The organism is Erwinia papayae (assembly GCF_058241465.1).
In genome coordinates, this window is record NZ_JBZCHT010000009.1 from 2,034,744 (window position 1) to 2,056,912 (window position 22,169).

General features: G+C 53.3%; 23 protein-coding genes. 16 read left to right on the plus strand and 7 right to left on the minus strand.

What is annotated here, in order from left to right; all coding sequences use genetic code 11:
- Window positions 1-127: 127 nt before the first annotated feature.
- Window positions 128-1,522, minus strand: a complete 1,395-nt coding sequence (gene cysS, locus AC3RPL_RS14520) for a cysteine--tRNA ligase (protein WP_490740521.1) — start codon at window positions 1,520-1,522, stop codon at window positions 128-130.
- Between the two features lie 234 nt (window positions 1,523-1,756).
- Here cysS and ppiB point away from each other — a divergent pair, with 234 nt between their 5' ends.
- From ppiB to purK, 4 genes are all read left to right on the plus strand, one after another.
- Window positions 1,757-2,251: a peptidylprolyl isomerase B gene (gene ppiB, locus AC3RPL_RS14525; protein WP_034937481.1), complete on the plus strand. Its 495-nt coding sequence runs from the start codon at window positions 1,757-1,759 to the stop codon at window positions 2,249-2,251.
- Window positions 2,251-2,982, plus strand: coding sequence for a UDP-2,3-diacylglucosamine diphosphatase (gene lpxH / locus AC3RPL_RS14530; protein ID WP_490740522.1), 732 nt, complete (start codon window positions 2,251-2,253; stop codon window positions 2,980-2,982). Before ppiB ends, lpxH begins: the two co-directional genes overlap by 1 nt.
- 139 nt (window positions 2,983-3,121) lie before the next feature.
- Window positions 3,122-3,631, plus strand: a complete 510-nt coding sequence (gene purE / locus AC3RPL_RS14535) for a 5-(carboxyamino)imidazole ribonucleotide mutase (protein WP_490740523.1) — start codon at window positions 3,122-3,124, stop codon at window positions 3,629-3,631.
- Window positions 3,628-4,710 (plus strand): 5-(carboxyamino)imidazole ribonucleotide synthase, encoded by a 1,083-nt coding sequence (gene purK / locus AC3RPL_RS14540; protein WP_490740524.1) that lies wholly within the window; start codon window positions 3,628-3,630, stop codon window positions 4,708-4,710. Before purE ends, purK begins: the two co-directional genes overlap by 4 nt.
- Window positions 4,711-4,810: 100 nt before the next feature.
- Here the strand turns inward: purK and ybbP are convergent, their stop codons facing one another.
- A complete protein-coding gene (ybbP, locus tag AC3RPL_RS14545) occupies window positions 4,811-7,228 on the minus strand; it encodes a putative ABC transporter permease subunit YbbP (RefSeq protein ID WP_490740525.1) in 2,418 nt (805 codons plus the stop codon).
- On the minus strand, window positions 7,225-7,911 hold the full coding sequence (ybbA, locus tag AC3RPL_RS14550) for a putative ABC transporter ATP-binding protein YbbA (protein WP_490740526.1): 687 nt from the start codon (window positions 7,909-7,911) through the stop codon (window positions 7,225-7,227). Before ybbA ends, ybbP begins: the two co-directional genes overlap by 4 nt.
- Between ybbA and tesA the strand changes: the two genes are divergently transcribed.
- The 5 genes from tesA (at window position 7,882) to AC3RPL_RS14575 (ending at window position 11,738) form a co-directional block, all read left to right on the plus strand.
- Window positions 7,882-8,532 carry a multifunctional acyl-CoA thioesterase I/protease I/lysophospholipase L1 gene (gene tesA / locus AC3RPL_RS14555; RefSeq protein ID WP_490740527.1) on the plus strand — a complete coding sequence of 217 codons (651 nt, stop codon included), beginning with the start codon at window positions 7,882-7,884 and terminating at the stop codon, window positions 8,530-8,532. The two genes, ybbA and tesA, sit on opposite strands and share 30 nt — an antisense overlap.
- Window positions 8,533-8,536: 4 nt before the next feature.
- Window positions 8,537-9,310, plus strand: a complete 774-nt coding sequence (locus tag AC3RPL_RS14560; RefSeq protein ID WP_490740528.1) for an SDR family oxidoreductase — start codon at window positions 8,537-8,539, stop codon at window positions 9,308-9,310.
- 77 nt (window positions 9,311-9,387) lie between these two features.
- Window positions 9,388-10,245 carry a co-chaperone YbbN gene (locus AC3RPL_RS14565; RefSeq protein WP_490740529.1) on the plus strand — a complete coding sequence of 286 codons (858 nt, stop codon included), beginning with the start codon at window positions 9,388-9,390 and terminating at the stop codon, window positions 10,243-10,245.
- A gap of 111 nt (window positions 10,246-10,356) precedes the next feature.
- Entirely contained in the window at window positions 10,357-11,271 is a 915-nt protein-coding gene (locus AC3RPL_RS14570; RefSeq protein ID WP_034937504.1) for an SPFH domain-containing protein, read from the plus strand.
- Window positions 11,271-11,738: an NfeD family protein gene (locus tag AC3RPL_RS14575; RefSeq protein WP_490740530.1), complete on the plus strand. Its 468-nt coding sequence runs from the start codon at window positions 11,271-11,273 to the stop codon at window positions 11,736-11,738. The genes AC3RPL_RS14570 and AC3RPL_RS14575 overlap by 1 nt, the downstream gene beginning before the upstream one ends.
- Window positions 11,739-11,861: 123 nt before the next feature.
- Here the strand turns inward: AC3RPL_RS14575 and cueR are convergent, their stop codons facing one another.
- Entirely contained in the window at window positions 11,862-12,272 is a 411-nt protein-coding gene (cueR, locus tag AC3RPL_RS14580; RefSeq protein ID WP_490740531.1) for a Cu(I)-responsive transcriptional regulator, read from the minus strand.
- A 95-nt stretch (window positions 12,273-12,367) separates the two neighbouring features.
- Between cueR and copA the strand changes: the two genes are divergently transcribed.
- From copA to ybaK, 3 genes are all read left to right on the plus strand, one after another.
- Window positions 12,368-14,881 (plus strand): copper-exporting P-type ATPase CopA, encoded by a 2,514-nt coding sequence (copA, locus tag AC3RPL_RS14585; RefSeq protein ID WP_490740532.1) that lies wholly within the window; start codon window positions 12,368-12,370, stop codon window positions 14,879-14,881.
- 77 nt (window positions 14,882-14,958) lie between these two features.
- Window positions 14,959-15,759: a TraB/GumN family protein gene (locus AC3RPL_RS14590; RefSeq protein ID WP_490740533.1), complete on the plus strand. Its 801-nt coding sequence runs from the start codon at window positions 14,959-14,961 to the stop codon at window positions 15,757-15,759.
- Between the two features lie 181 nt (window positions 15,760-15,940).
- Window positions 15,941-16,420 carry a Cys-tRNA(Pro)/Cys-tRNA(Cys) deacylase YbaK gene (gene ybaK / locus AC3RPL_RS14595; protein ID WP_490740534.1) on the plus strand — a complete coding sequence of 160 codons (480 nt, stop codon included), beginning with the start codon at window positions 15,941-15,943 and terminating at the stop codon, window positions 16,418-16,420.
- Window positions 16,421-16,453: 33 nt separating this feature from the next.
- Here ybaK and AC3RPL_RS14600 read toward each other — a convergent pair whose 3' ends face one another.
- Window positions 16,454-17,329, minus strand: a complete 876-nt coding sequence (locus AC3RPL_RS14600) for a LysR family transcriptional regulator (RefSeq protein ID WP_490740535.1) — start codon at window positions 17,327-17,329, stop codon at window positions 16,454-16,456.
- A gap of 87 nt (window positions 17,330-17,416) precedes the next feature.
- Between AC3RPL_RS14600 and AC3RPL_RS14605 the strand changes: the two genes are divergently transcribed.
- From AC3RPL_RS14605 to AC3RPL_RS14620, 4 genes are all read left to right on the plus strand, one after another.
- Entirely contained in the window at window positions 17,417-17,875 is a 459-nt protein-coding gene (locus AC3RPL_RS14605; protein WP_490740536.1) for a multidrug/biocide efflux PACE transporter, read from the plus strand.
- Window positions 17,876-18,168: 293 nt separating this feature from the next.
- Window positions 18,169-18,432, plus strand: a complete 264-nt coding sequence (locus AC3RPL_RS14610) for a hypothetical protein (protein WP_490740537.1) — start codon at window positions 18,169-18,171, stop codon at window positions 18,430-18,432.
- Between the two features lie 161 nt (window positions 18,433-18,593).
- On the plus strand, window positions 18,594-19,592 hold the full coding sequence (locus AC3RPL_RS14615; RefSeq protein WP_490740538.1) for a hypothetical protein: 999 nt from the start codon (window positions 18,594-18,596) through the stop codon (window positions 19,590-19,592).
- A 4-nt stretch (window positions 19,593-19,596) separates the two neighbouring features.
- Entirely contained in the window at window positions 19,597-19,992 is a 396-nt protein-coding gene (locus tag AC3RPL_RS14620) for a hypothetical protein (RefSeq protein WP_490740539.1), read from the plus strand.
- 51 nt (window positions 19,993-20,043) lie between these two features.
- Here AC3RPL_RS14620 and AC3RPL_RS14625 read toward each other — a convergent pair whose 3' ends face one another.
- Both AC3RPL_RS14625 and ushA read right to left on the minus strand, forming a co-directional pair.
- On the minus strand, window positions 20,044-20,373 hold the full coding sequence (locus AC3RPL_RS14625; RefSeq protein ID WP_490740711.1) for an antiterminator Q family protein: 330 nt from the start codon (window positions 20,371-20,373) through the stop codon (window positions 20,044-20,046).
- A 92-nt stretch (window positions 20,374-20,465) separates the two neighbouring features.
- The gene (gene ushA / locus AC3RPL_RS14630) at window positions 20,466-22,109 is read right to left on the minus strand and encodes a bifunctional UDP-sugar hydrolase/5'-nucleotidase UshA (RefSeq protein ID WP_490740712.1); all 1,644 of its coding nucleotides are present in this window, start codon (window positions 22,107-22,109) and stop codon (window positions 20,466-20,468) included.
- Between the last annotated feature and the right edge of the window lie 60 nt (window positions 22,110-22,169).

A 22,169-nucleotide genomic window follows, 5' to 3' on the forward strand; every position in this document is an offset into this window, starting at 1 on the left:
GAACCTGCACAAGTGGAAACAGCACCATCAGGTGTTTGCCACCCCGCCATATCACACTAAAGCAAAGCCGCCTTTTGATGAGGGCGGCTTTGCTGCATTTGCCCGGCTGAAAAGCGGATATCCGTTGTTATCTGCGACGCCAGCTGGTTCCCTGCGGGCCGTCTTCGAGAACAATTCCCAGCTCGTTCAGCTTGTCGCGTGCCACATCTGCCTGCGCCCAGTTTTTCTCTTTTCGGGCATCATTGCGCATCCGGATCAACGCTTCAATTTCAGCAACCTGGCTGTCATCATCATCATTCTGATGCGCATTTTGTAGGAACAGATCCGGGTCCTGCTCCAGCAGGCCCAGTACCGCTGCCAGCTGACGCATTTTTGCAGCCAGCGTATTCGCCGCCGCCGCATCTTCGCTTTTCAGGCGATTCACTTCACGCGCCATGTCAAACAGCACGGAATAGGCTTCTGGCGTATTGAAATCATCATCCATTGCTTCGCGAAAGCGGGCTTCAAAGTCTTCACCACCCGCAGCCATCGCGGCAGCGTCAGTATTGCGCAACGCGGTATACAGACGTTCCAGTGCAGCGCGGGCCTGCTTCAGATTATCTTCGCCATAATTCAGTTGACTGCGATAATGACCCGACATCAGAAAATAGCGCACGGTTTCCGCATCGTAATGCGCCAGCACATCGCGCACGGTAAAAAAGTTATTCAACGATTTGGACATTTTCTCGCGGTCAACCATCACCATCCCGGAATGCATCCAGTAATTCACATACGGGCCGTCATGGGCGCAGGATGACTGGGCAATCTCGTTTTCATGATGCGGAAACATCAGATCCGAACCCCCGCCGTGAATATCGAAATGTGTTCCCAGCTGTTTGCAGTTCATCGCTGAACACTCAATATGCCAGCCAGGGCGACCGTCTCCCCAGGGTGAAGGCCAGCATGGCTCGCCCGCTTTCGACATTTTCCACAGCACGAAATCCATTGGATTACGCTTCACCTCGGCGCTGACTTCAACCCGGGCACCAGCCTGTAACTGCTCAAGATCCTGACGGGAGAGCAAACCGTAGTCGGCATCACTTTCAACCGAAAACATCACGTCGCCGTTGCTGGCGACATAAGCGTGTTGACGATCAATCAGTTTGCTGACCAGTTCAATGATGTCGTTAATGTGCTGAGTGGCGCGGGGTTCAAGATCCGGCGGCAGAATGTTCAGCGCTTTAAAATCCTTGTGCATTTCAGCGATCATGCCATCAGTAAGCTGCTGAATAATTTGCTTATTTTCACTGGCGCGCTTGATAATTTTGTCATCAATGTCGGTAATATTACGGACATATTTCAACGAATAGCCCAGATAGCGCAGATAGCGGGCCACCACATCGAAGGCGACAAAAGTGCGACCATGGCCAATATGACAAAGGTCGTAAACGGTAATGCCACACACGTACATACCGATTTGTCCGGCATTGATCGGTTTAAATTCCTCTTTCTGGCGACTCAGGGTGTTGAAAATCTTAAGCATTGACACATTCCGTTTTTTTTAGCGTGTGCGGGGATGACGTGTGAAACGTCTATTCTGACGCATTGTTAACGCAAGCGCCATGCAAAACAAGGTTGTGCTGTCAGGGCTTTATGCAGCAATGCTGACTCGTCATCACATTTTGTGATATAAGAACGGTCTGCTGAAATGTGCCACGCCAGCAATCAGGCGGCACCGGCTAACCATTAATTACTTGAACCCGGACAGGATGAAAATATGGTCACTTTCCAGACTAATCATGGCGATATCGTTATCAAAACCTTTGATGATAAAGCACCGGCTACCGTCAAAAACTTCCTGGACTATTGCCGTGAAGGTTTTTACAACAACACCATTTTCCACCGTGTCATTAACGGATTTATGATTCAGGGCGGCGGTTTTGAGCCGGGTATGAATCAGAAAGCAACCAAAGAAGAAATTCGCAACGAAGCCAATAATGGTCTGAAAAACACCAAAGGTACGCTGGCAATGGCCCGTACTCAGGCACCACACTCTGCAACCGCACAGTTCTTTATCAACGTGGCAGATAACGATTTTCTGAACTTCCGTGATGAAAGCCTGCAAGGCTGGGGTTACTGCGTGTTTGCTGAAGTGGTTGAAGGCATGGACGTGGTAGAAAAAATCAAAGCGGTGGCAACCGGTCGCAGCGGCATGCATCAGGATGTGCCAAAAGATGACGTGGTCATTCAGAACGTTACCGTCAGCGAATAATGCCTCATACGCTGTTCATCGCAGATCTCCATCTGTGTAAAGAAGAACCGGCAATCACCGCCGGTTTTCTTGCCTTTTTGCAACGTGAAGCCTGTCAGGCAGAAGCCTTATATATTCTTGGCGACCTGTTTGAAGCCTGGATTGGTGATGATTTTGCCCAACCGCTACATACCCAAATCGCCACTGCTCTGTCAGCATTAACCCAGGCCGGTATTCCCTGTTACTTTATCCACGGCAATCGTGATTTTCTGCTGGGTAAAAATTATGCAGCTGCCTGCGGGATGACACTGCTGCCAGAAGAAAAAGTATTGGCTCTCTACGGCAAACGTATTCTGATTATGCACGGCGATACATTGTGCACCGACGATCTGGCCTACCAACGCTTTCGCCGCAAAGTTCATCAGCGCTGGCTGCAAAAGCTGTTTCTTACCCTGCCTTTGTTTATTCGTAAGCGTATAGCCACCCGAATGCGGGCTGACAGCAAGCAGGCCAATCGTGGCAAAGATTCGGCCATCATGGACGTGAATCAGGATGCGGTTATCCGCACCATGACCCACCATGATGTGCACTATCTGATTCACGGCCACACACATCGCCCCGCGATCCATCAACTGACGGTCAACGGACAACCCGCCCAAAGGCTGGTATCCGGCGCATGGCATCACGAAGGCTGGTTAATCCGCGTAAGCGAAAGCGAAACCACGCTGATTTCCTTTCCTTTTGAGAAATAAAGAGCCGCGCGATTGCTTTACTGACGCCCACGCAACCGTTTTCCTCACCGTGCAGTCATGGTATTCTCTCTGCCCTTCCCATCTGATGGCGTAACCGACCTGAAGATGACGTTTGTACAATCACAGGAGTCTCACCCGCATGTCTTCCAATGCTGCACCGGCCCGTATTGCCATTGTTATGGGTTCCAAAAGTGACTGGGCAACCATGCAATTTGCCGCCGACATTCTCACCAACCTGGCCGTGCCTTTTCATTGTGAAGTGGTTTCAGCACACCGCACGCCAGACAAACTGTTCAGTTTTGCCGAACAGGCAGCTGAAAACGGTTTTCAGGTGATCATTGCAGGCGCGGGTGGCGCAGCACATCTGCCGGGCATGCTGGCGGCGAAGACGCTGGTGCCGGTGCTGGGCGTGCCGGTTCAGAGTGCAGCGCTGAGCGGTGTCGACAGTCTCTACTCCATTGTGCAGATGCCTCGCGGTATTCCGGTCGGGACGCTGGCAATTGGCAAAGCGGGCGCCGCCAACGCCGCGCTGCTGGCAGCACAAATTCTGGCACTGCATGACAACCAACTGGCCTCCCGCCTCGACGACTGGCGGCAAAAGCAGACGGATGAAGTGCTGAATAATCCCGATCCGCAGGAGGAAGCATGAAGCCGGTTTGCGTATTAGGTAACGGACAGTTGGGCAGGATGCTGCGCCAGGCAGGGGAACCGCTGGGTATCACTGTCCATCCGGTCGGGCTGGATGCCGAACCCGAAGCACTACCGATCCAGCAAAGCGTGATCACCGCAGAGATCGAACGCTGGCCGGAAACCGCCCTGACCCGTGAACTGGCCGATCACAACGCCTTTGTTAACCGCGATATTTTTCCTCGTCTTGCCGATCGTCTGACACAAAAACAGTTGCTGGATCAACTGGGCTTACCCACCGCGCCCTGGCAGTTGCTGGCGGACAGCAGTGAATGGTCACAGGTATTCGCCACGCTGGGTGAACTGGCTATCGTCAAGCGCCGTACTGGCGGCTACGACGGACGCGGCCAGTGGCGTCTGCGCAAAAATGACAGCAGCTCACTGCCAGCCGAGTGTTACGGTGAATGCATCGTCGAGCAGGGGATCAATTTTTCCGCTGAGGTGTCGCTGGTGGGTGCTCGTGGACATAATGGCGACACGGTGTTTTATCCGCTGACTCATAATCTGCACCAGGAAGGCATTCTGCGCACCAGCGTGGCATTCCCCCATCCGGACAAGACTCAGCAACAGCAGGCTGAAACCATGCTTTCAGCCATTATGAACGAACTGAACTATGTCGGCGTGATGGCGGTGGAGTGCTTCGTGGTTCCGGAAGGTTTGCTGATCAATGAGCTGGCTCCCCGTGTGCACAACAGCGGCCACTGGACGCAAAATGGCGCATCCATCAGCCAGTTTGAACTGCACCTGCGGGCCATTCTGAATTTACCGCTGCCGCAGCCGGTGGTCAGCACGCCTTCGGTGATGGTTAATCTGATTGGCACAGCGGTCAACCGCGACTGGCTGAGCCTGCCGCTGGTCCATCTGCACTGGTATGAAAAAGAGGTCCGTCCGGGGCGTAAAGTTGGTCACCTGAACCTGTCAGATGTCAGTTCGGACGCATTGCAGGCCACGCTTCATGACCTGCTACCTCAACTGCCGGAAGAATATGCCAGTGGTATTGGCTGGGCGGTCGAAAAACTACAGGATGCCCGCCTGGATTGATAAACCACTAAAATCGCCTCCGTGGCACAGTTTCACTGACTCCCGGCCCGGTTTAAAAAGCCTGCGCGTCCTTCACTAACTGGTGAGGGACGCGATGAAGCTACTCCGCGTGATAATTTCTGAACAACGCTTTCCCTTTCAGTAACCGGATACCCAGCCAGCCACTGCAGAGCGACAGTAACAGCGCCCCGGTTAAGGGTAGCGTCAGCCATAACATCACATCCGGCTGCCAGGGAAAATCAAACACTTTGCGCTGCAATCCCCATAAAGCCGCTTCTGCGCCAATGGCAGCAGCAATGCCTGACACCAGCCCCAGCAGGGCAAACTCATACCACAGAGTGCCACGCAGCAGTTTTTTACCCGCGCCCAGCGTGCGCCAGACGATCAGTTCCTGCCGACGCTGACGCATTCCGACCTGCACCTGCGCCATTAACAACAGCACACCACAGGCAGTTACCAGCACCACCATAATCTCCAGTGCCTGACTGACCTGAGCCAGCACCTGACCTATCTGTCGCAAAATGCTGCCAACATCAAGCAGGCTGAGCGTCGGAAACTGGCGATTCAGTTGCGCCAGCAACGCATTGTTATCATCAAGACGAAAGCTGGTCAGCCAGGTCTGTGGCTGGTCATCAAGCGCCCCCGGCGGGAAGATAAAAAAGAAATTGGGCTTGAGGCTTTCCCAGTCAACTTTGCGCAGGCTGGTAATGGTGGCCGAAAACGTCTGTGTATCGCCGGTAAAAGTCAGCTTATCGCCCGGTTTAACGCCAAGCCGCTCAGCCAGCGCCGCCTCCATTGATACTTCACCTTTCTGCGGCGGCCAGCTACCGGCAGTCAACGGGTTGTGATCTGGCAATGCGGCCTGCCAAGTAAGGTTCAGTTCACGGTTAAGTGAATTATCCAGCGTAGGATCGGCGGGCTTACCCTTAATCTCCGTCAGTCGTGCCCTGATAATCGGGTAGAAGGTTTGTGGCTCAATTCGCTGCTGCTGGAGAAAGGCTTTCACCTGCGGCACCTGATCCTGAGTCAGATTCAGCAAAAAGTAATTCGGACTTCCCGGAGGAAGCTGCTGCTGCCAGCGATCCAGCAGATCGCCACGCATCACTAACAGTAGCGCCAGCAACATAAAAGAGAGGGAGAATGCCGCCAGTTGACTCAGGGTGGTCCAGGGCTGCCGCAGCAGGCGGTTTACAGCCAGCCTGAATGCCAGGTTACTTAAACTGATGCGTTTCAGCAGCATCAGTGCCAGCCAGCCGATGCCAGCCAGCAATAGTGAGAGCAGCACAATCCCGCCGACTAACGCCCAGAGCAGCTTACTGCCGCCCACCAGCAACGCCAGCAGCCCGACCACGATCAGTGCCATCACCGGAAGATAATATTTCAGCGGCCAGAGCCTGGCGACCACATCCCGTCGCAGTACGCGCAATGGCTGAGTCGCCAGCAGTAAGCGATAAGGCCGTAATCCGACCAGCAGCGAGATGACAAACAAAGAGCCTGTCGCCCACAGCCACGGCCACGCGCTGGCAGCAGGCAGTTGACCAGGCAGAACAGGCTGCAACATCTTTAACAAAAGCCATTCAAATGCCTGTCCAATGATGCCGCCTGACACCACAGCCAGCAGCAGCACCGCCAGCCACTGGCCCACAATCAGCTTGCGTAAAGCAGCACGATTCGCCCCCAGCGTTTTCAGCACCGCCACCAGATCATAGCGGCTACGGCAGTAGTGGCTCATCGCGACGGTCACCGCCGCAACAGCCAGCATCAGGGTCAGCAGTGCTGAAAGCAGCAGAAACTGCCTGGCACGCTGCATGGATTTGCCCAACGCATCGTCCGAATTATCAGTACTTATCCAGCGCTGATCCGCGCTGATGTGCGAGTCGATAAAGCGGTCATAATGTGATAACTGTTCTGCCGTACCACCAAACTTATAGCGCCAGGTAATGCGACTACCAGGCTGGATCGCGCCGGTTTTTGCCACATCCGCCAGATTCATCAGCAACCGGGGCGCGGTCTGGAAAGGATTAAACCCGGCGTCCGGCTCCTGAATCACCTCGCCAGCAATACGCAAGGTTGTATCGCCCACCTCAAGATTGTTGCCTGCTTTCAGGTTAAGCAATGACAGCAGGCGCGGTGCCGCCAGAACGGTCCCTTCAGCCGGTTTCAGTCCCGCCGGACTGGTTGCCAGGGTGCCAAACATCGGATAGACATTATCTACCGCTTTAACCGCAGCCAGCTGCGGTGTCTCTCCGGCCCAGGTCATGGTCATAAATGTCAGCTGGCGACCTACCTGCAATCCGCTGTTACGTGCTTCGTCCAGCCACTCCTGTGGCACTTCACGCGGGCTCTGCAACGTCCGGTCACCGGCCATAAAGTCACGGCTTTGCTGAGTCAGCCCTTTTTCCATCCTGTCACTGAGCGATCCCAGCGCCAGTACACAGGCGACCGCCAGGGTCAGCGCCAGCCAGACGATCAGCAGCGAAGGTGATTTCCATTCACGCCAGAACCAACGCCAGATCATGCTTCCTCCCACAGCTTGCCATCGGGGACCCGCAGTCGGCGATCGCAGCGTGCCGCCAGCTGTTCATCATGGGTGACCAGAATCAGCGTGGTGGCAAAATCGCGGTTGAGGGAAAACAGCAGATCGGCAATGCGATCGCCGGTTTTTCTGTCCAGATTACCGGTCGGCTCATCCGCAAACAGCAGTGCAGGACGACCATTGAATGCTCTTGCAAGGGCAACGCGTTGTTGCTCACCGCCAGAAAGCTGCGAAGGCAAGTGCGTCAGACGTTCTGCCAGTCCGAGCTGTTCCAGCAGATTACGGGCCTGCTCACGACTCTGGCGGTCACTCTCTCCACGCAGTAGTGCGGGAAGCTGCACGTTTTCCAGCGCGTTGAGTGTGGGGACCAGCATAAACGACTGAAAAACGAAGCCGATATTTTTCGCCCGCAGTTCAGCCCGCTGCTCCTCATTCATCTGGTGTAACGGCGAGCCAAGCAGAAATACTTCACCATCACTACCATCATCCAGGCCCGCCAGAATGCCCAGCAGGGTCGATTTACCGGAACCGGACTCACCAATCAGGGCAAGAGTTTCCGCCCGTTTGACAACCAGCTCAACTCCGGTAAGGATGGAAAGCTGATGCTCACCCTGACCGACGGACTTACTAAGACAATGAACTTCCACAATGTTTTCCGCTGGCATTACCCTTTCCTGATTTTAATGTTACTGATGACGCTGCGTGCTGCCGCAGCAGATACGTTACTGGTGCTGGGCGACAGCCTCAGCGCCGGTTACCGGATGTCGGCCAGCGCCGCGTGGCCAGCATTACTCAATGATAAATGGCAAAAATCGCCAGCTGTGGTTAACGGTAGCATAAGTGGCGACACTGCCACTCAGGGACTGGCTCGCCTGCCTGCCCTGCTGAAACAACATCAGCCGCGCTGGGTACTGATTGAACTGGGGGGCAATGATGGATTACGCGGTTTTCCGCCGCAAAATATCGCGCAGGATCTCAGTAAAATCATTAGCCAGGTAAAAGCGGCCAACGCCCAGCCGCTGCTGATGCAAATCCGTTTGCCGGCCAACTATGGGCGACGATACACCGAATCCTTCAGTGGTATTTACCCGAAACTGGCTCAGGAGCTTAGCGTTCCTTTGGTGCCCTTTTTTATGGAACAGGTCTATCTCAAGCCCGAATGGATGCAGCCGGATGGCATTCACCCTGCTGCCGACGCCCAGCCATTTATTGCTGAACTGATGGCAAAAACACTGGCTCCACTAGTTAAGCATGAGTCCTCCGCTTTGCAGGAAACCAACAGGTAAAGTTATGCAAAAAATAGTCGTTATAACCGGATGTTCCAGCGGCATTGGGCTGGTTGCCGCCAGTGATTTGCTACGGCGCGGTTACCATATCTTCGCCGCCTGCCGTAAACCTCAGGACGTGGAGCGCATGAATCAACTGGGATTTACCGGCATTGAGCTGGATCTTAACGATGCCGACAGCGTGACGCGTGCTGCCCGGCAGATCCTTGAACTCAGTAACAATCAGCTGTTTGCCTTGTTTAACAACGGCGGCTATGGCGTTTACGGCCCGCTGGAATCCATTACCCGGGAACAAATGGAACAGCAATTTGCCACTAACCTGTTTGGCACCCATCAGCTGACCACCCTGCTACTTCCCGCTCTGCGGGCCAGTAGTAATGCACGGATTATTAATACCAGCTCTGTGCTTGGACTGATTTCCACCCCAGGCAGAGGAACCTATGCCGCCAGCAAATACGCGCTGGAAGCATGGTCGGATGCCCTGCGCATGGAGCTGTATGGCAGCGGCGTTCAGGTCAGCCTGATTGAACCCGGCCCAATTGAAACTCGCTTCACCAACAATGTGCATCAGGCACACCGGGACAAACCGGTAAAAAATCCCGGCATCGCTGCCCGCTTTTCACTCCCCCCCGAGGCAATTTTGCCTAAACTACGTCATGCGCTGGAGAGCAAAAAAGCACGTTTACGTTATCCCGTGACGCTGGTCGCTCATGCCATGACTTTTTTGCGCCGCTTACTTCCCGGCTGGATAATGGATCGCATTTTGCGCGGTAAATAAGCAGATAACGCGAATAAACCTTGAAGCACGGACCGCTGCCCCAATAGAGTAAGAAACCCTGTATAAGAGACCAATCCATGTCATCACAAGCTGCCATCATCACCATTAACGAGAGCAATCTGCATCAGACGCTGGAACAGTCGATGCAGGTTCCGGTGCTGTTTTATTTCTGGTCAGGCCGCAGCCAGCACTGTCAGGAGCTGACGCCGGTGCTGGAAAGGCTGGCGCAGGAATATGCCGGTCAGTTTATCCTGGCGGAACTGGACTGCGATGCTGAACCTGCGGTAGCTCAACAGTTTGGTCTGCGCTCAATTCCCACCGTCTATCTGTTCCAGAGCGGTCAGCCGGTGGATGGTTTTCAGGGGCCGCAGCCGGAAGAAGCCATTCGTGCACTTTTACACAAAGTTCTGCCTAAGGAAGAAGAGCTGAAAGCCCGTCAGGGGATGCAACTGATGGACGAAGGCAAAGTGCTGGAAGCACTGCCGCTGTTGAAAGAGGCATGGCAGTTAAGCAGGCAGAACAGCGAGATGGGCTTTCTGCTGGCCGAAGCCCTGATTGCGCTTAACCGCAGCGATGAGGCGCAGGCCGTACTGGATGTGGTGCCCTTACAGGATAAAGATACCCGTTATCAGGGGTTGATTGCGCAGATTGATCTGCTGAAGCAGGCGGCTGATACGCCAGAAATCCAGCTGCTCCAGCAACAGATTTTAGCGGAGCCTGAAAACGCTGAACTGGCGACAAAGCTGGCATTGCAACTGCACCAGGTTGGCCGTAATGAGGAAGCGCTGGAACTGCTGTTCGGCTTTCTGAAAAAAGATCTGAGTGCTGCGGAAGGTCAGGCGCGTAAAATGCTCCAGGAAATTCTCGCCGCGCTGGGTACAGGAGATGCACTGGCCGCTAAATATCGTCGACAGCTTTACTCTCTGCTCTATTAGGCTCTGTCTGCCCCAGCGGATGGCAGCAGCCATGCTGCCCGCCAATAAAAATATGTAGCAAACGGCCGAAGGGAGTTATTCGGCCTGTAATATCAACAATCCGGAGGTTATATGCTCACTGTCATACCCGTTATTATCATCCTGGCGCTAATCCTTGTCTGGTCAGGCATTAAAATTGTTCCCCAGGGCTATCAGTGGACGGTGGAACGTTTTGGCCGTTATACCAAAACGTTGCAGCCGGGTCTGAATCTGCTGGTGCCCTTTATGGACCGCGTGGGGCGCAGGATCAGCATGATGGAACAGGTGCTGGATATACCGTCTCAGGAGATCATCTCGAAGGACAACGCCAGTGTCACCATTGACGCCGTCTGTTTTATTCAGGTGGTGGATCCAGCCAGGGCTGCCTATGAGGTAAGCAATCTGGAACTGGCGATTGTCAATCTCACCATGACCAATATGCGCACCGTACTGGGTTCAATGGAGCTGGATGAAATGCTGTCGCAGCGTGACAACATCAACACCCGACTGCTGCGAATTGTTGATGAAGCGACCAATCCCTGGGGCGTAAAAATTACCCGTATCGAAATTCGCGATGTGCGACCACCAGCCGAACTCACTGCATCAATGAATGCGCAGATGAAGGCTGAACGTACCAAGCGCGCCGATATTCTTGAAGCTGAGGGCGTACGTCAGGCGGCTATTCTCCGTGCCGAAGGGGAAAAACAGGCACAAATCCTTAAAGCTGAAGGGGAACGACAGTCCGCATTTTTACAGGCCGAAGCACGGGAACGCAGTGCCGAAGCTGAAGCCGCCGCCACGAAAATGGTTTCAGAGGCCATTGCCGCTGGCGATATTCAGGCCATTAACTACTTCGTGGCTCAGAAATATACCGATGCCCTGCAACATATCGGTACGGCGAATAACAGTAAAATGGTGTTGATGCCGCTGGATGCCAGCAGCCTGATGGGCTCCATCGCCGGGATATCAGAGCTACTGAGCGAAACCAAAAAAGATCGGCAACGCTGATGGCTGAATTATTCGCAAATCCCTGGTTACTCTGGCTTGCCATCGGCGGTCTGCTACTGCTGGTAGCAGAGATGCTGGGCACCAGTGGATATCTGTTGTGGAGCGGCATGGCAGCCCTGCTGGTCAGCCTGCTGGTGTGGCTGGTGCCGTTGTCATGGGAATGGCAAAGCATCAGCTTTGCCATACTGACCGTCCTTTCCGCCCTGGGCTGGTATTACTGGCTGAAGAGCCGTCAGCGTAAACAGCCTGATTCTTTCCTTAATCAGCGCGGAGGTCAGTTAACAGGCCGCAGACTGACACTGGATCACCCCCTGGTTGACGGGTTTGGCCATGTAAAAATTGGCGACAGCAGCTGGCGGGTGCAGGCAGCGGAGGATTACCCGGCGGGCACGCAGGTGGTCGTGGTGGCGGTGGAAGGTATCACTCTGCAGATAATCCGGTTTGCAGAACATAGTCCCGTCCCCTGAGCAGTCGGGCAGTCGGGCAGTCGGGCAGTCGGGCAGTCGGGCAGTCGGGCAGTCGGGCAGTCGGGCAGTCGGGCAGTCGGCGGATGACAATAGCAGGGCCAGCCTTCAACGATATAAACGGCCTCAAACGCAGTTTTTATCATTACCGCATCCTGACAGCTGATTAATTATCGGGCAGTCAGCGCTTTCATCGCCGGGGCAACTTTCAGCCAGCGCCAGCAAACGCTGGCGCATCAGTGTCAGCTCCTGGATGTGCGCCTCAATCTCCGCCACTTTTTTCAGCGTACGGACTTTAACATCGGCACTGTGACGCCGGGGATTGTTAAACAGTGAGACCATTTCCCGGCACTCTTCCAGATTGAATCCAACCTGGCGGGCCTGACGTAATAATGTTAATTCTTCAAGATGCTTTGCCGTGTAACTGCGATAGCCATTTTCGCTGCGTAAAGGTGGGGTAACCAGCCCCTTTTGCTCATAAAACCGGATAGCTTTGGCAGTCAGCCCGGTTTTACGAGCCACATCGCTGATATTCATTTTATCTCCTTGACCTTCCCCTCAAAGGAGGGTTTAAGCTCCATAACTATTCCAAAACCCCGCTGGGGTCAAACCTGAATGCAAGGAGTTTTACCATGACACAGATTACGGTACTGATGCTGGAGGGATTATCCTGCGGCCACTGTGTAAAACGGGTGAAAGAGGCGCTGGAACAGCGTGGCGACGTTGAGCAGGCCGAGGTCACCACCACTGAAGCCCGCATCAGCGGTGCAGCCAGTCAGCAAGATCTGATCGCCACCGTTGAGCAGGCCGGATACCACGCCGTCCCGGCACAGGACGCTTCACACCCAAAGCCTGATCCGCTGACAGTATCAGAACCTCAGCCGGAAGCGCTGACAGCGGCTATTAATCAGCTTCCGGCACAGGAGAGTGAGAGTTTTCATCTGTTGATTAATGGCATGAGCTGCGCAAGCTGCGTCAGTCGGGTAGAGCAGGCACTGCATAAGGTGTCCGGGGTCAGCCAGGCACGCGTCAATCTGGCTGAACGCAGTGCTCTGGTGCTGGGTGCGCCCTCCCCCTCCGCATTGATTCAGGCGGTGCAAAACGCTGGCTATCAGGCAGAAATTATCGGAGATGAGCGTCAGCGCCGGGAAAAACAGCAGCAGACGGCGGATAAGGCCATCCGCCGGTTCCGCTGGCAGGCGACGCTGGCACTGGCGCTGGGTATCCCACTGATGATCTGGGGTATGGCAGGCGATCACATGATGCTGACTGACAGTAATCGCCACGGCTGGCTGGTAGTGGGCCTGTTGACCCTGCTGGTGATGGTGGTCGCTGGGGGACATTTTTATCGCAGTGCCTGGCGCAGCCTGCTGAAAGGCACATCCACCATGGACACACTGGTGGCGCTGGGGACCTCAGCCGCATGGCTCTTTTCCATTACTGTTAATCTGTGGCCCGGGGCATTCCCGCCAGAATCCCGCCATCTTTATTACGAAGCCTCCGCCATGATTATCGGGCTGATTAACCTGGGTCATATGCTGGAACAGCGTGCTCGCCAGCGCTCCTCACAGGCACTGGAACGCTTACTTGACCTGACACCGCCGACGGCCTGCGTGGTGACAGCGGACGGAGATAAAATTACCGACCTGAGCGAAGTGCAGCCAGAAATGACATTGCGCCTGACCACCGGCGACAGAGTGCCGGTAGATGGCATTATCACGCAGGGTGAAGCCTGGTTTGATGAAGCAATGTTAACTGGCGAAGCTCAGCCGCTGCATAAATCTGCCGGAGACAACGTTCATGCAGGCACCGTTATGCAGGATGGCAGCGTGTTGTTCACTGCCCGCGCCGTGGGAAAAAATACCACGCTGTCGCGCATTATTACGCTTGTTCGTCAGGCTCAAAGCAGCAAACCCCGAACAGGCCAGCTGGCAGACCAGATTTCAGCCATTTTTGTGCCTGCCGTGGTGGCGATTGCCCTGCTCAGCGCCGCCGTCTGGTATTTCACTGGCCCGGCACCACAGATGGTTTATATGCTGGTCATCGCCACCACGGTATTAATTATCGCCTGTCCCTGTGCGCTGGGTCTGGCGACCCCGATGTCGATTATCGCCGGGGTTGGACGTGCTGCTGAGGCAGGCGTGCTGGTCCGCGACGCCGATGCCCTGCAAAAAGCCAGTACTGTTTCCATGCTGGTGTTTGATAAAACCGGAACGCTGACCGAAGGCACGCCCAGAGTGGTGGATATATCACTCTACAACGGCACCCCCGAACAGCAGGCGCTGAGCTGGGCTGCCGCGCTGGAGCAGGGTTCACAGCATCCACTGGCCCGCTCTATCCTCAATCGCGCCGCAGACCTGCCCCTGGGGGAAATAACAGAGTTTCGTACCCTGCGTGGACTGGGAGTCAGCGGCAAGGCAGACGGCACCGCACTGTGGCTGGGAAACAGCACGCTGCTGTTACAGCAGCAGATTGACATCACAGCGGCTGAAGCGCAGATAGCTACGCAGTCTGCGCAAGGGATCACCCCGGTTCTGCTTGCCGCTGATGGTGAAATAAAAGCCATGTTTTCAGTGCGCGATCCGTTAAGGGCCGACACGGTATCAACGCTGAAACGTCTGAAGCAGCGGGGTTATCAACTGGTGATGCTGACCGGTGATAACGAGCTTACCGCCAGAGCGATTGCAGATGAGGCCGGACTGGATAAGGTCATTGCCGGCGTATTGCCAGAAGGTAAAGCAGAGGCGATTCACACTCTGCAACAGCAGGGCAATCAGGTGGCAATGACGGGTGATGGCATCAATGATGCCCCGGCGCTCGCCCAGGCTGATGTGGGTATTGCCATGGGTGGCGGCAGCGATGTGGCAATTGAAACCGCCGGTATGACGCTGATGCGCAACGATCTGACGGCGCTGGCAGATGGTCTGGCCATCGCCAAAGCCACACTCAGGAATATGAAACAGAATCTGCTGGGGGCATTTATCTATAACGCCTGTGGTATTCCAATTGCTGCCGGGGTGCTTTATCCACTGACCGGTACGCTACTGAGTCCGGTAGTGGCGGGGGCGGCGATGGCCCTGTCATCAGTCACTGTTGTCAGCAACGCTAACCGGCTGATTCGCTACCAGCCACCGTCGGATAAGTAATTCCAGCCAGCGGCTGCGGCCTGGTCCTCAATCCGTTAACGCGTTAGCATAGTGCGACAACGGCTAAGGCGGAAAGTATGGCAAAACTATGGCGTAGGGTCGCTTTTCTGTGGCAAAAATTCTTTGCGACAGGCTACAGCTGGCCGGCAGTGGATATCACCCTCGGGCAAAGGCGGCTGCATCTGGTGGGCAGTATTCACATGGGTACGCAAAATATGGTGCCGTTGCCCCGCGGCCTGCTTTTAAAGCTGGAACAGGCAGATGCGCTGATTGTTGAAGCAGATATCGCTACAGGCGCGTCGCCATTCAGTGAGCGTCAACAGTGCCCACCGCTGACAGAACGTCTTACCACCTCACAGCTGGAGACCCTGAACCGCTGCTGTAATGAAGTGATGATTGAGCGTGAAGGAATCGACCTGCTGCCTGCCTGGCAGATAGCGCTGATGCTTCAGGCACAGCAGGCGCAGAGACTCGGACTGGATGCCGGTTGTGGTATCGATTATCAGCTGTTGAAAGCCGCCCGTTCGCAGCAAAAAAAAGTGATTGAGCTGGAGGGTGCGGAAACCCAGCTGGCGCTGCTGAAAGCGTTGCCGGATAATGGCCGTTCGCTGTTGGAAGATACGCTGACACGCTGGCACACCAATGCCCGCCTGCTGCAAATGATGATCGGCTGGTGGCTGGAAAGTCCCCCATCCCGCCCGCAAAGCGCTCTGCCTGCCACCTTTAATGCAGGGCTGAACGACATACTGATGTTGCAGCGCAATCAGCGCTGGTGCCAGATATTGCAAAGTTTACCGCCAGGAAAGTATGTCGTGGCTGTGGGTGCATTACATCTCTACGGTGACGGCAATTTGCCGGAGATGCTGAAAAAAACCTGAAAAAAAAGGCCAATATGAATATCGGCCTGTCAAAGAGAAATTTTTAATGATTTTAGTTAGCCACCGGCAATCAGGTTGCTGGCGGTAGCAGATTGTCGCGTAAAGCCTGGATTTTCGCCAGTACTTTTTTTCAACAACAAAGACTCTGTTTATCAGGTTAATTATCAACGGGGTGGTTTTGATGACGCCAGCAGTAAAACTTCTGGAAAAACATAAAGTCAGTTTTCGTCTGCACTCTTATGAGCATGACAGCAACGAAACTCATTTTGGCGATGAGGCAGTAACACGGCTGAATCAGGATGCCAGCCAGGTCTATAAAACGCTGCTGGTGGCCCTCAATGGTGACAATAAAACGCTGGCTGTTGCCGTCACACCTGTTGCCGGACAGTTGGACCTGAAACAGGTAGCAAAAGCATTCGCAGTGAAAAAGGTTGAAATGGCCAGTCCGCAGATTGCCCAACGAACCACTGGTTATTTGCTGGGCGGCATCAGCCCGCTGGGTCAGAAAAAACGTCTGCCTACGGTGATTGATCGCTCTGCACTGAGTTTCCCGACCATTTTTGTCTCCGGCGGTAAACGCGGGCTGGAGATTGAACTGGCCGCTGAAGCGCTGGCGCAGCAGGTAAACGCCTCATTCAGTGATATCGCCAGACGGGATTAACTGCAACGCTACACTGTATTGAGCGCCATCATGTCACGGCTCATCGGCTTTTTGCGCCAGCAACTGGTCGATCATCCAGCGACCAGCCGGTCCGGGTGGAGTACGACGTGACCAGACGGCGTCGACCGAAATCCGCTGCGGCCAGCCCTTAACGGGCAGTTCGCACAGCAGTTGATGTCCGAACTGCTGCACCAACCAGCGCGGCAGAATACTCCAGCCAAATCCCTGCTCTGCCATTTCCAGCAAAAGTAAGTAGGACGGCGCTGACCAGACCCCTTTACCAAGCTGATAACGCGCATTTTCTACCCAGGTATTCAGACAGAGTTGTCGCACCCGTTTAAGACTGGTCTCGCTGACCTGTTGCTGTTGTGCCAGAGGGTGATCATAACGCAGGTACAACGCCATTTGTGCTTCCACCTGCAAGCGGGAACTGACGATATCTGGCGGATAGTCGGGTTGCGCGCGGATGATGCCAACATGTGCTCTGCCCGCCAGCAGCAGGTCAATGACATCGTTGTCCTCGGCAATCATGCAATCAAACTCAATTTCCGGATAGCGTACGGCAAAACGTTTCAGCAGAGACTCATGATAATCAGCCTGCCAGAAATCAGACATCACCAGGCTCAGGCAGGGTTCTGACTCCTCTGCCAGTCTGACGGCCAGCTCATCCAGCTGCGCAATGGCGGCGAGGATCTCCCTGACCTGCACCAGTGCCCGACGACCATTTTCTGTCAGCACAGGCAGCCGGGAATCACGGCTGAACAGGGTAAAACCGAGGTCAGTTTCCAGATTTGCCACGGCGGTACTGACCGTGGACTGACTTTTACGCAGCACTCGTGCGGCGGCAGAGAAAGACCCACTCTCCACGGTCTGCACAAATGCTAACAATGATTCCGGTGAATATCGCACAGATGTATCGCTTTTTTAGATAGAACCTCATTTTACCTTAGCAGATAACCGCCAGAAAATAGTCGCGGATTCAGTTAAGGAGTCGATATGTATACCCGGACAATCAAAGAACGCATCTGTCACGCAGTGGGCTTCGAGGTGTTAGCCATTTTATTAGTGGCACCTCTGGCGGCATATATTATGGGAAAACCTCTTTTTCAGATGGGGGCGTTAGCCATTATGTTGTCAACTGTGGCAATGGGCTGGAACGTGATCTACAACGCCGCCTTTGACCGAATTTTCCAACGAGCAGACGCCCGTCGTGGCTGGCCGCTGCGCATTACTCATGCCCTGGGATTTGAAGGCGGTTTTATCTGTATCGGTTTACCGATTGCTGCCAGAATGCTGGATATCACGTTGTGGCATGCATTTATGGTTGAAGTGGCTTTTTTTCTGTTTTTTCTGCCTTATACCATCGGCTACAACTGGTTGTATGACACGCTGCGCGGCAGATTTATCCGCCATAAACACGGTGACAGCCAGCATGTTCATCACTCTTCAGAATAGTGCCGTCTGGCAACAAAGGTCAGATGGCGGCATACAGGTTTAACAGCGGTGAAGGCTACTGGTGCCGTGAAGCGCCGCTGCCTGACTGTCATTAACTCCGTTGAATAACAAAGCTTTAAATTTATTTTTTAACAAAGACAACCTCAGCAATCTTATGGCATGCGTAATCGCCTCTGGGCAGTATTGAGCTAATTATGAATGCCATTGAAATGGCCGGGGCTACGATTCTTTGAATCGCCCCGGAGCCAACAGAACTGACAAAAGCGAGGTGCGTTGTGGTTGGTGCTCACAGCATGGACACGATAAAAACCTCTGCCGATAAGGTAATTATCGGCCCGTACACACGCCCTGATACGCTGCGAACGGTGGCCGAAGTTGCGAAAAAATTTGGCGCTGATGAAAACACGCCTTACCAGATTGCCCTGACCGTCGATATTGCAATCCCAGTGGGATTCTCTGCTGCCCACGCTGCTGTCAGAATTGCCTCTGTCAGAGCTGGCTGGAGCAACTTTTCTGTTATAAATAAAGCAAAAACTCCGTCAGCGACAAGGTTTTGATGTTAAGCGCTGTGTCGTGGCAACCACTCCAGGCTGAGTGACGACACTTTTTGCGTAACGCACCGGAATTATTTATATTTACCGCAGTTTTTTCGACACCTCTGATACTGCCATTGACGGCGATCATCAACGTTAATTAATAACGAACGGAGCACGGAAGCATGGCGCGTAACATAGCCCCCGGATATTGTGTGGTGGAGCGACCCGGTACGCTGGGTTACCAGGCGCGGGAACTGTTCAGGGATATGCGTTCCCCCGCTGTCAGTCTGTTTATGCAACTCAATACGGATACGCAGTATCTTAAGCCCGGACAGATTCTGATTGTGGCTGACCCGGATACGCCCACTCAGCTCACTATGCATATGCTGCATTCGCTCAGGCAGGCGAAGAACAAAACCAACCTCGCCTTTACCGGTGTTAATAGTGACGACGCCAGTTTTATGCAGAAGCATTACGGGCTGATTGCCGCACTGACAGGTGCCGGAGATAAGATTTTCAGCACCGCAGGCGATGCCGGTGAACGCTATTTCAGGGCAATAGAGCAAACGCTAAAAAAGATTGAGGCCAGCTACCAGAATCAGTTCCGCACTCAGGGAACGCTGATTAGCCGACAATTTTTTGTTGAGCGTAATCGGCTGCTGAATCAGTTAAAGGAGCTGGTCAACAAGCCGCTGTTAAAATCCCTTGCACGATATGCTGTTAAGTTCCGACAGTATGAGAATCTGAAGCGGGCGTTAAACCTCTCCAGTAAATCGATTGTGCATGAGTGGTCAACGGCGGGGCTGGGTGGTATTCCCGGTTATTCGTACTATGTGGGTAATGCAGCAAGGGCGGCTCGTTTCCTTAAAAGCGGGGGCTATATCGGCATTGGGTTTTCGTTTGCCGGGACGACCAATGAGGTGATTAATGCCTGTACTACAGGGCGAGAAGGGGAATGTAGGACAATTGCTTTTAAAGAATATGCAAAGTTTGCTTTCAGCACTGGTGGGGGTATGGCTGGTGGTGCCTGGGGCAGTAGCGCAATGATTGGGGTTTGTGCAGCAGTAGGGGTGGCAACAGAGGGAGTGGGTGGCGTAGCATGCGCAGCAGTCGGATCTATCGCAGGCGGCTACGCTGGTAGCGCAGCAGGCGAGAAACTGGTCAATATGTTTTTGGAGTAAATTTGTGATTGAACATCTGTTAGCCAGGACAGGATTATTTTTAGGTCTGTTTGCCAGTGGGCTTATTTTTCTATCGTTTTTTCTTTACCTGGCTAACAAAAATAATTATGAAAATTTAGTTTCGCTTTTTAAGGAAAAATACACATTCCCTGCTCCAAACTCATTTAACTATATGATGGGTTTTTTTGGTGTGTTTCAGGTGAGCAGATTTTTTATAAAATTGAGTAAAAAAAAGAAGATTTTCTTACTCAGGCACAACGACCCTGCTTATAATTTTTTTGAAGAGAACAATTTAAAAATTCAACCCTGGATGAGATATTTATCTGCAATGTGGATGACTGCATCTGTGCTTTACCTGATTTGTCTGTTATCAGCATTCATCCTGTCAATGCTAAGGTGAGTAAAAGTATTATCTTAGAATATCTGCCCACAACGGCGTGGGTTTTCATCTCTAAAAAGTGTTTTCCATCTTCAGCTCAACTTCCAGCATCGACAGACACCCGCCGTTAAACCTCTCAGCCATCTGAAACTTTATGCGGATTATGCCCTGTGACAGCTTCAGCTTTCGGCCCCGCTCCCGCTTTGAAATGTCTTTTATGCAGTAGTCCACCAACGAAGCATATTCATCCGGGCGCTTTTGTTTCAGCCGCCCTGAGCAGGTATCAACAATCATCGCGTCATTGTCAGTGCAATTAACGCCGCTGGCATTCTCAGGCAGCAGGCCTTTGTATCCCCACCGCTGGCGGAATACAGGGATGCTTACATTGCGGTTTGATATCAGTCGTTTTACGTACCGTTTTGCAGAAGGGTTTTAATGAGGTTAAAAACCGGCGGTTTTCAATCGCATTGAAAGAAAACCACACTTATATTTAATTATTTATAAACAATCTCACCTTTCGGCGCATAGGCCGCAGCATCCAGCGGTGAATGCTTCTGGATATACTGCTTGAGCACTTCCGCATCAACAAATCCGGTGTTGACGTAGCCAGGCAGGTGATTAACCGGCGGATAGCCGTCACCGCCAGTGGCATTAAAACTCAACGTCGCCATGCGGTATGTTTTGTCGGCCTGGAGTGGCTCGCCGTTGATTTTGACATCACTGACCCCTTTACCATCAGCCACCAGACTGACGCGGGCAAACTGCGCATAGCCACCTGAGTCAACGCTGATGTTGGCAACCACCGCCAGATATTTTTCCACTTCACTGCCTTTCATATCGACATAAGTCAGCGTATTGCCAAACGGCTGTACCTTCAGCACATCTTTATAGGTAATGGGCCCGGTCATCACCGAATCGCGCACCCCGCCACCGCTCATTACCGCAAAATCGGCACTGGTCCGTTCAATCTGCGCCATCAGAATCATTCGCGCCAGGTTGGTCTGCTCGAAACGCACCTTATTACGCTCACCATGCAAATCCCCGTTGACGCTACCGATCTTCACGCCCAGCTGCGCTTCGCCCTTTTTCTGAAAAGGTGTCAGTAATTTCAGCATCGCCGGATTTTTGGCTATCTTTTCGGTGTAGTTCACCAGGCTGCTGCTGCCATCCGCATTGGTGACTTTATGCCGCAGATTAATCGGCACCAGTTCGTAATGTTCCAGCGTCAGCTTGCCGTTAGTAAAGGTAAAATCAGCCCGACCAATATATTTGCCCCATTCGTGAGCCTGAACAATCCAGGTACCATTCTGACGGTCCGGTTTGCAGGGCGTACCGGGCACATAATTCACCTGTTTGACATTTTCCTGTGCCATACAGACCGGGTCCTGAGAGTGGCCGCCGACAATCATATCCAGATAGCCAGCGGGCAGTTCACGCGCCATCTCCACATCTCCTGGCGCGTTTGAACCATGATGCCCATTGTCATAATGCCCCATGTGCGTGACGGCGATGACCACATCCGGCTTATCCTTAGCACGGAGCTGTTCGACTACCGCTTTGGCCTCCGTCGCGGGCTTACGAAATTCCATATCAGTGAAGTATTCCGGATTGCCAATTTTTGCCGTGTCATCAGTCGTCAGACCGATTACGGCAATTTTCAGCCCCATGCGGGTAAATAATGCATAAGGCTGGAACAGTCGTTTACCGGTACTTTTCTGGTAAATATTGGCTGAAAGCAGCGGGAATTTAGCCCACTTTTGCTGCTGGCGGAGTACGGATAAAGGATTGTCAAACTCGTGGTTACCGATTGCCATCGCGTCGTAACCCACCAGATTCATCCCGCGAAAATCCGGTTCTGCGTCTTGCAGATCAGACTCCGGCACACCAGTATTAATATCGCCTCCGGAGAGAACCAGCACCGCTCCGCCATGTGCCTGAACGTCATAACGGATTTTGTCCATCATGGTTTTTTGCGCCGCCAGACCATATTCGTCACGGTCGTTTTGCCAGAAGCGCCCGTGGTGATCGTTGGTGTGCAGTACGGTAAATTTATACACCTTATCTTTAACCCAGGCCTGTGCAGCCAGCGGCGTGGTGAAAATGGTCAACGCCAGCAGGGCCAGCGCATTTTTTTTCATAACCGACATCATCTTTTCCTTGTTAAAAAACGTCAAAAACTATTAGCATAAAGTGATAAT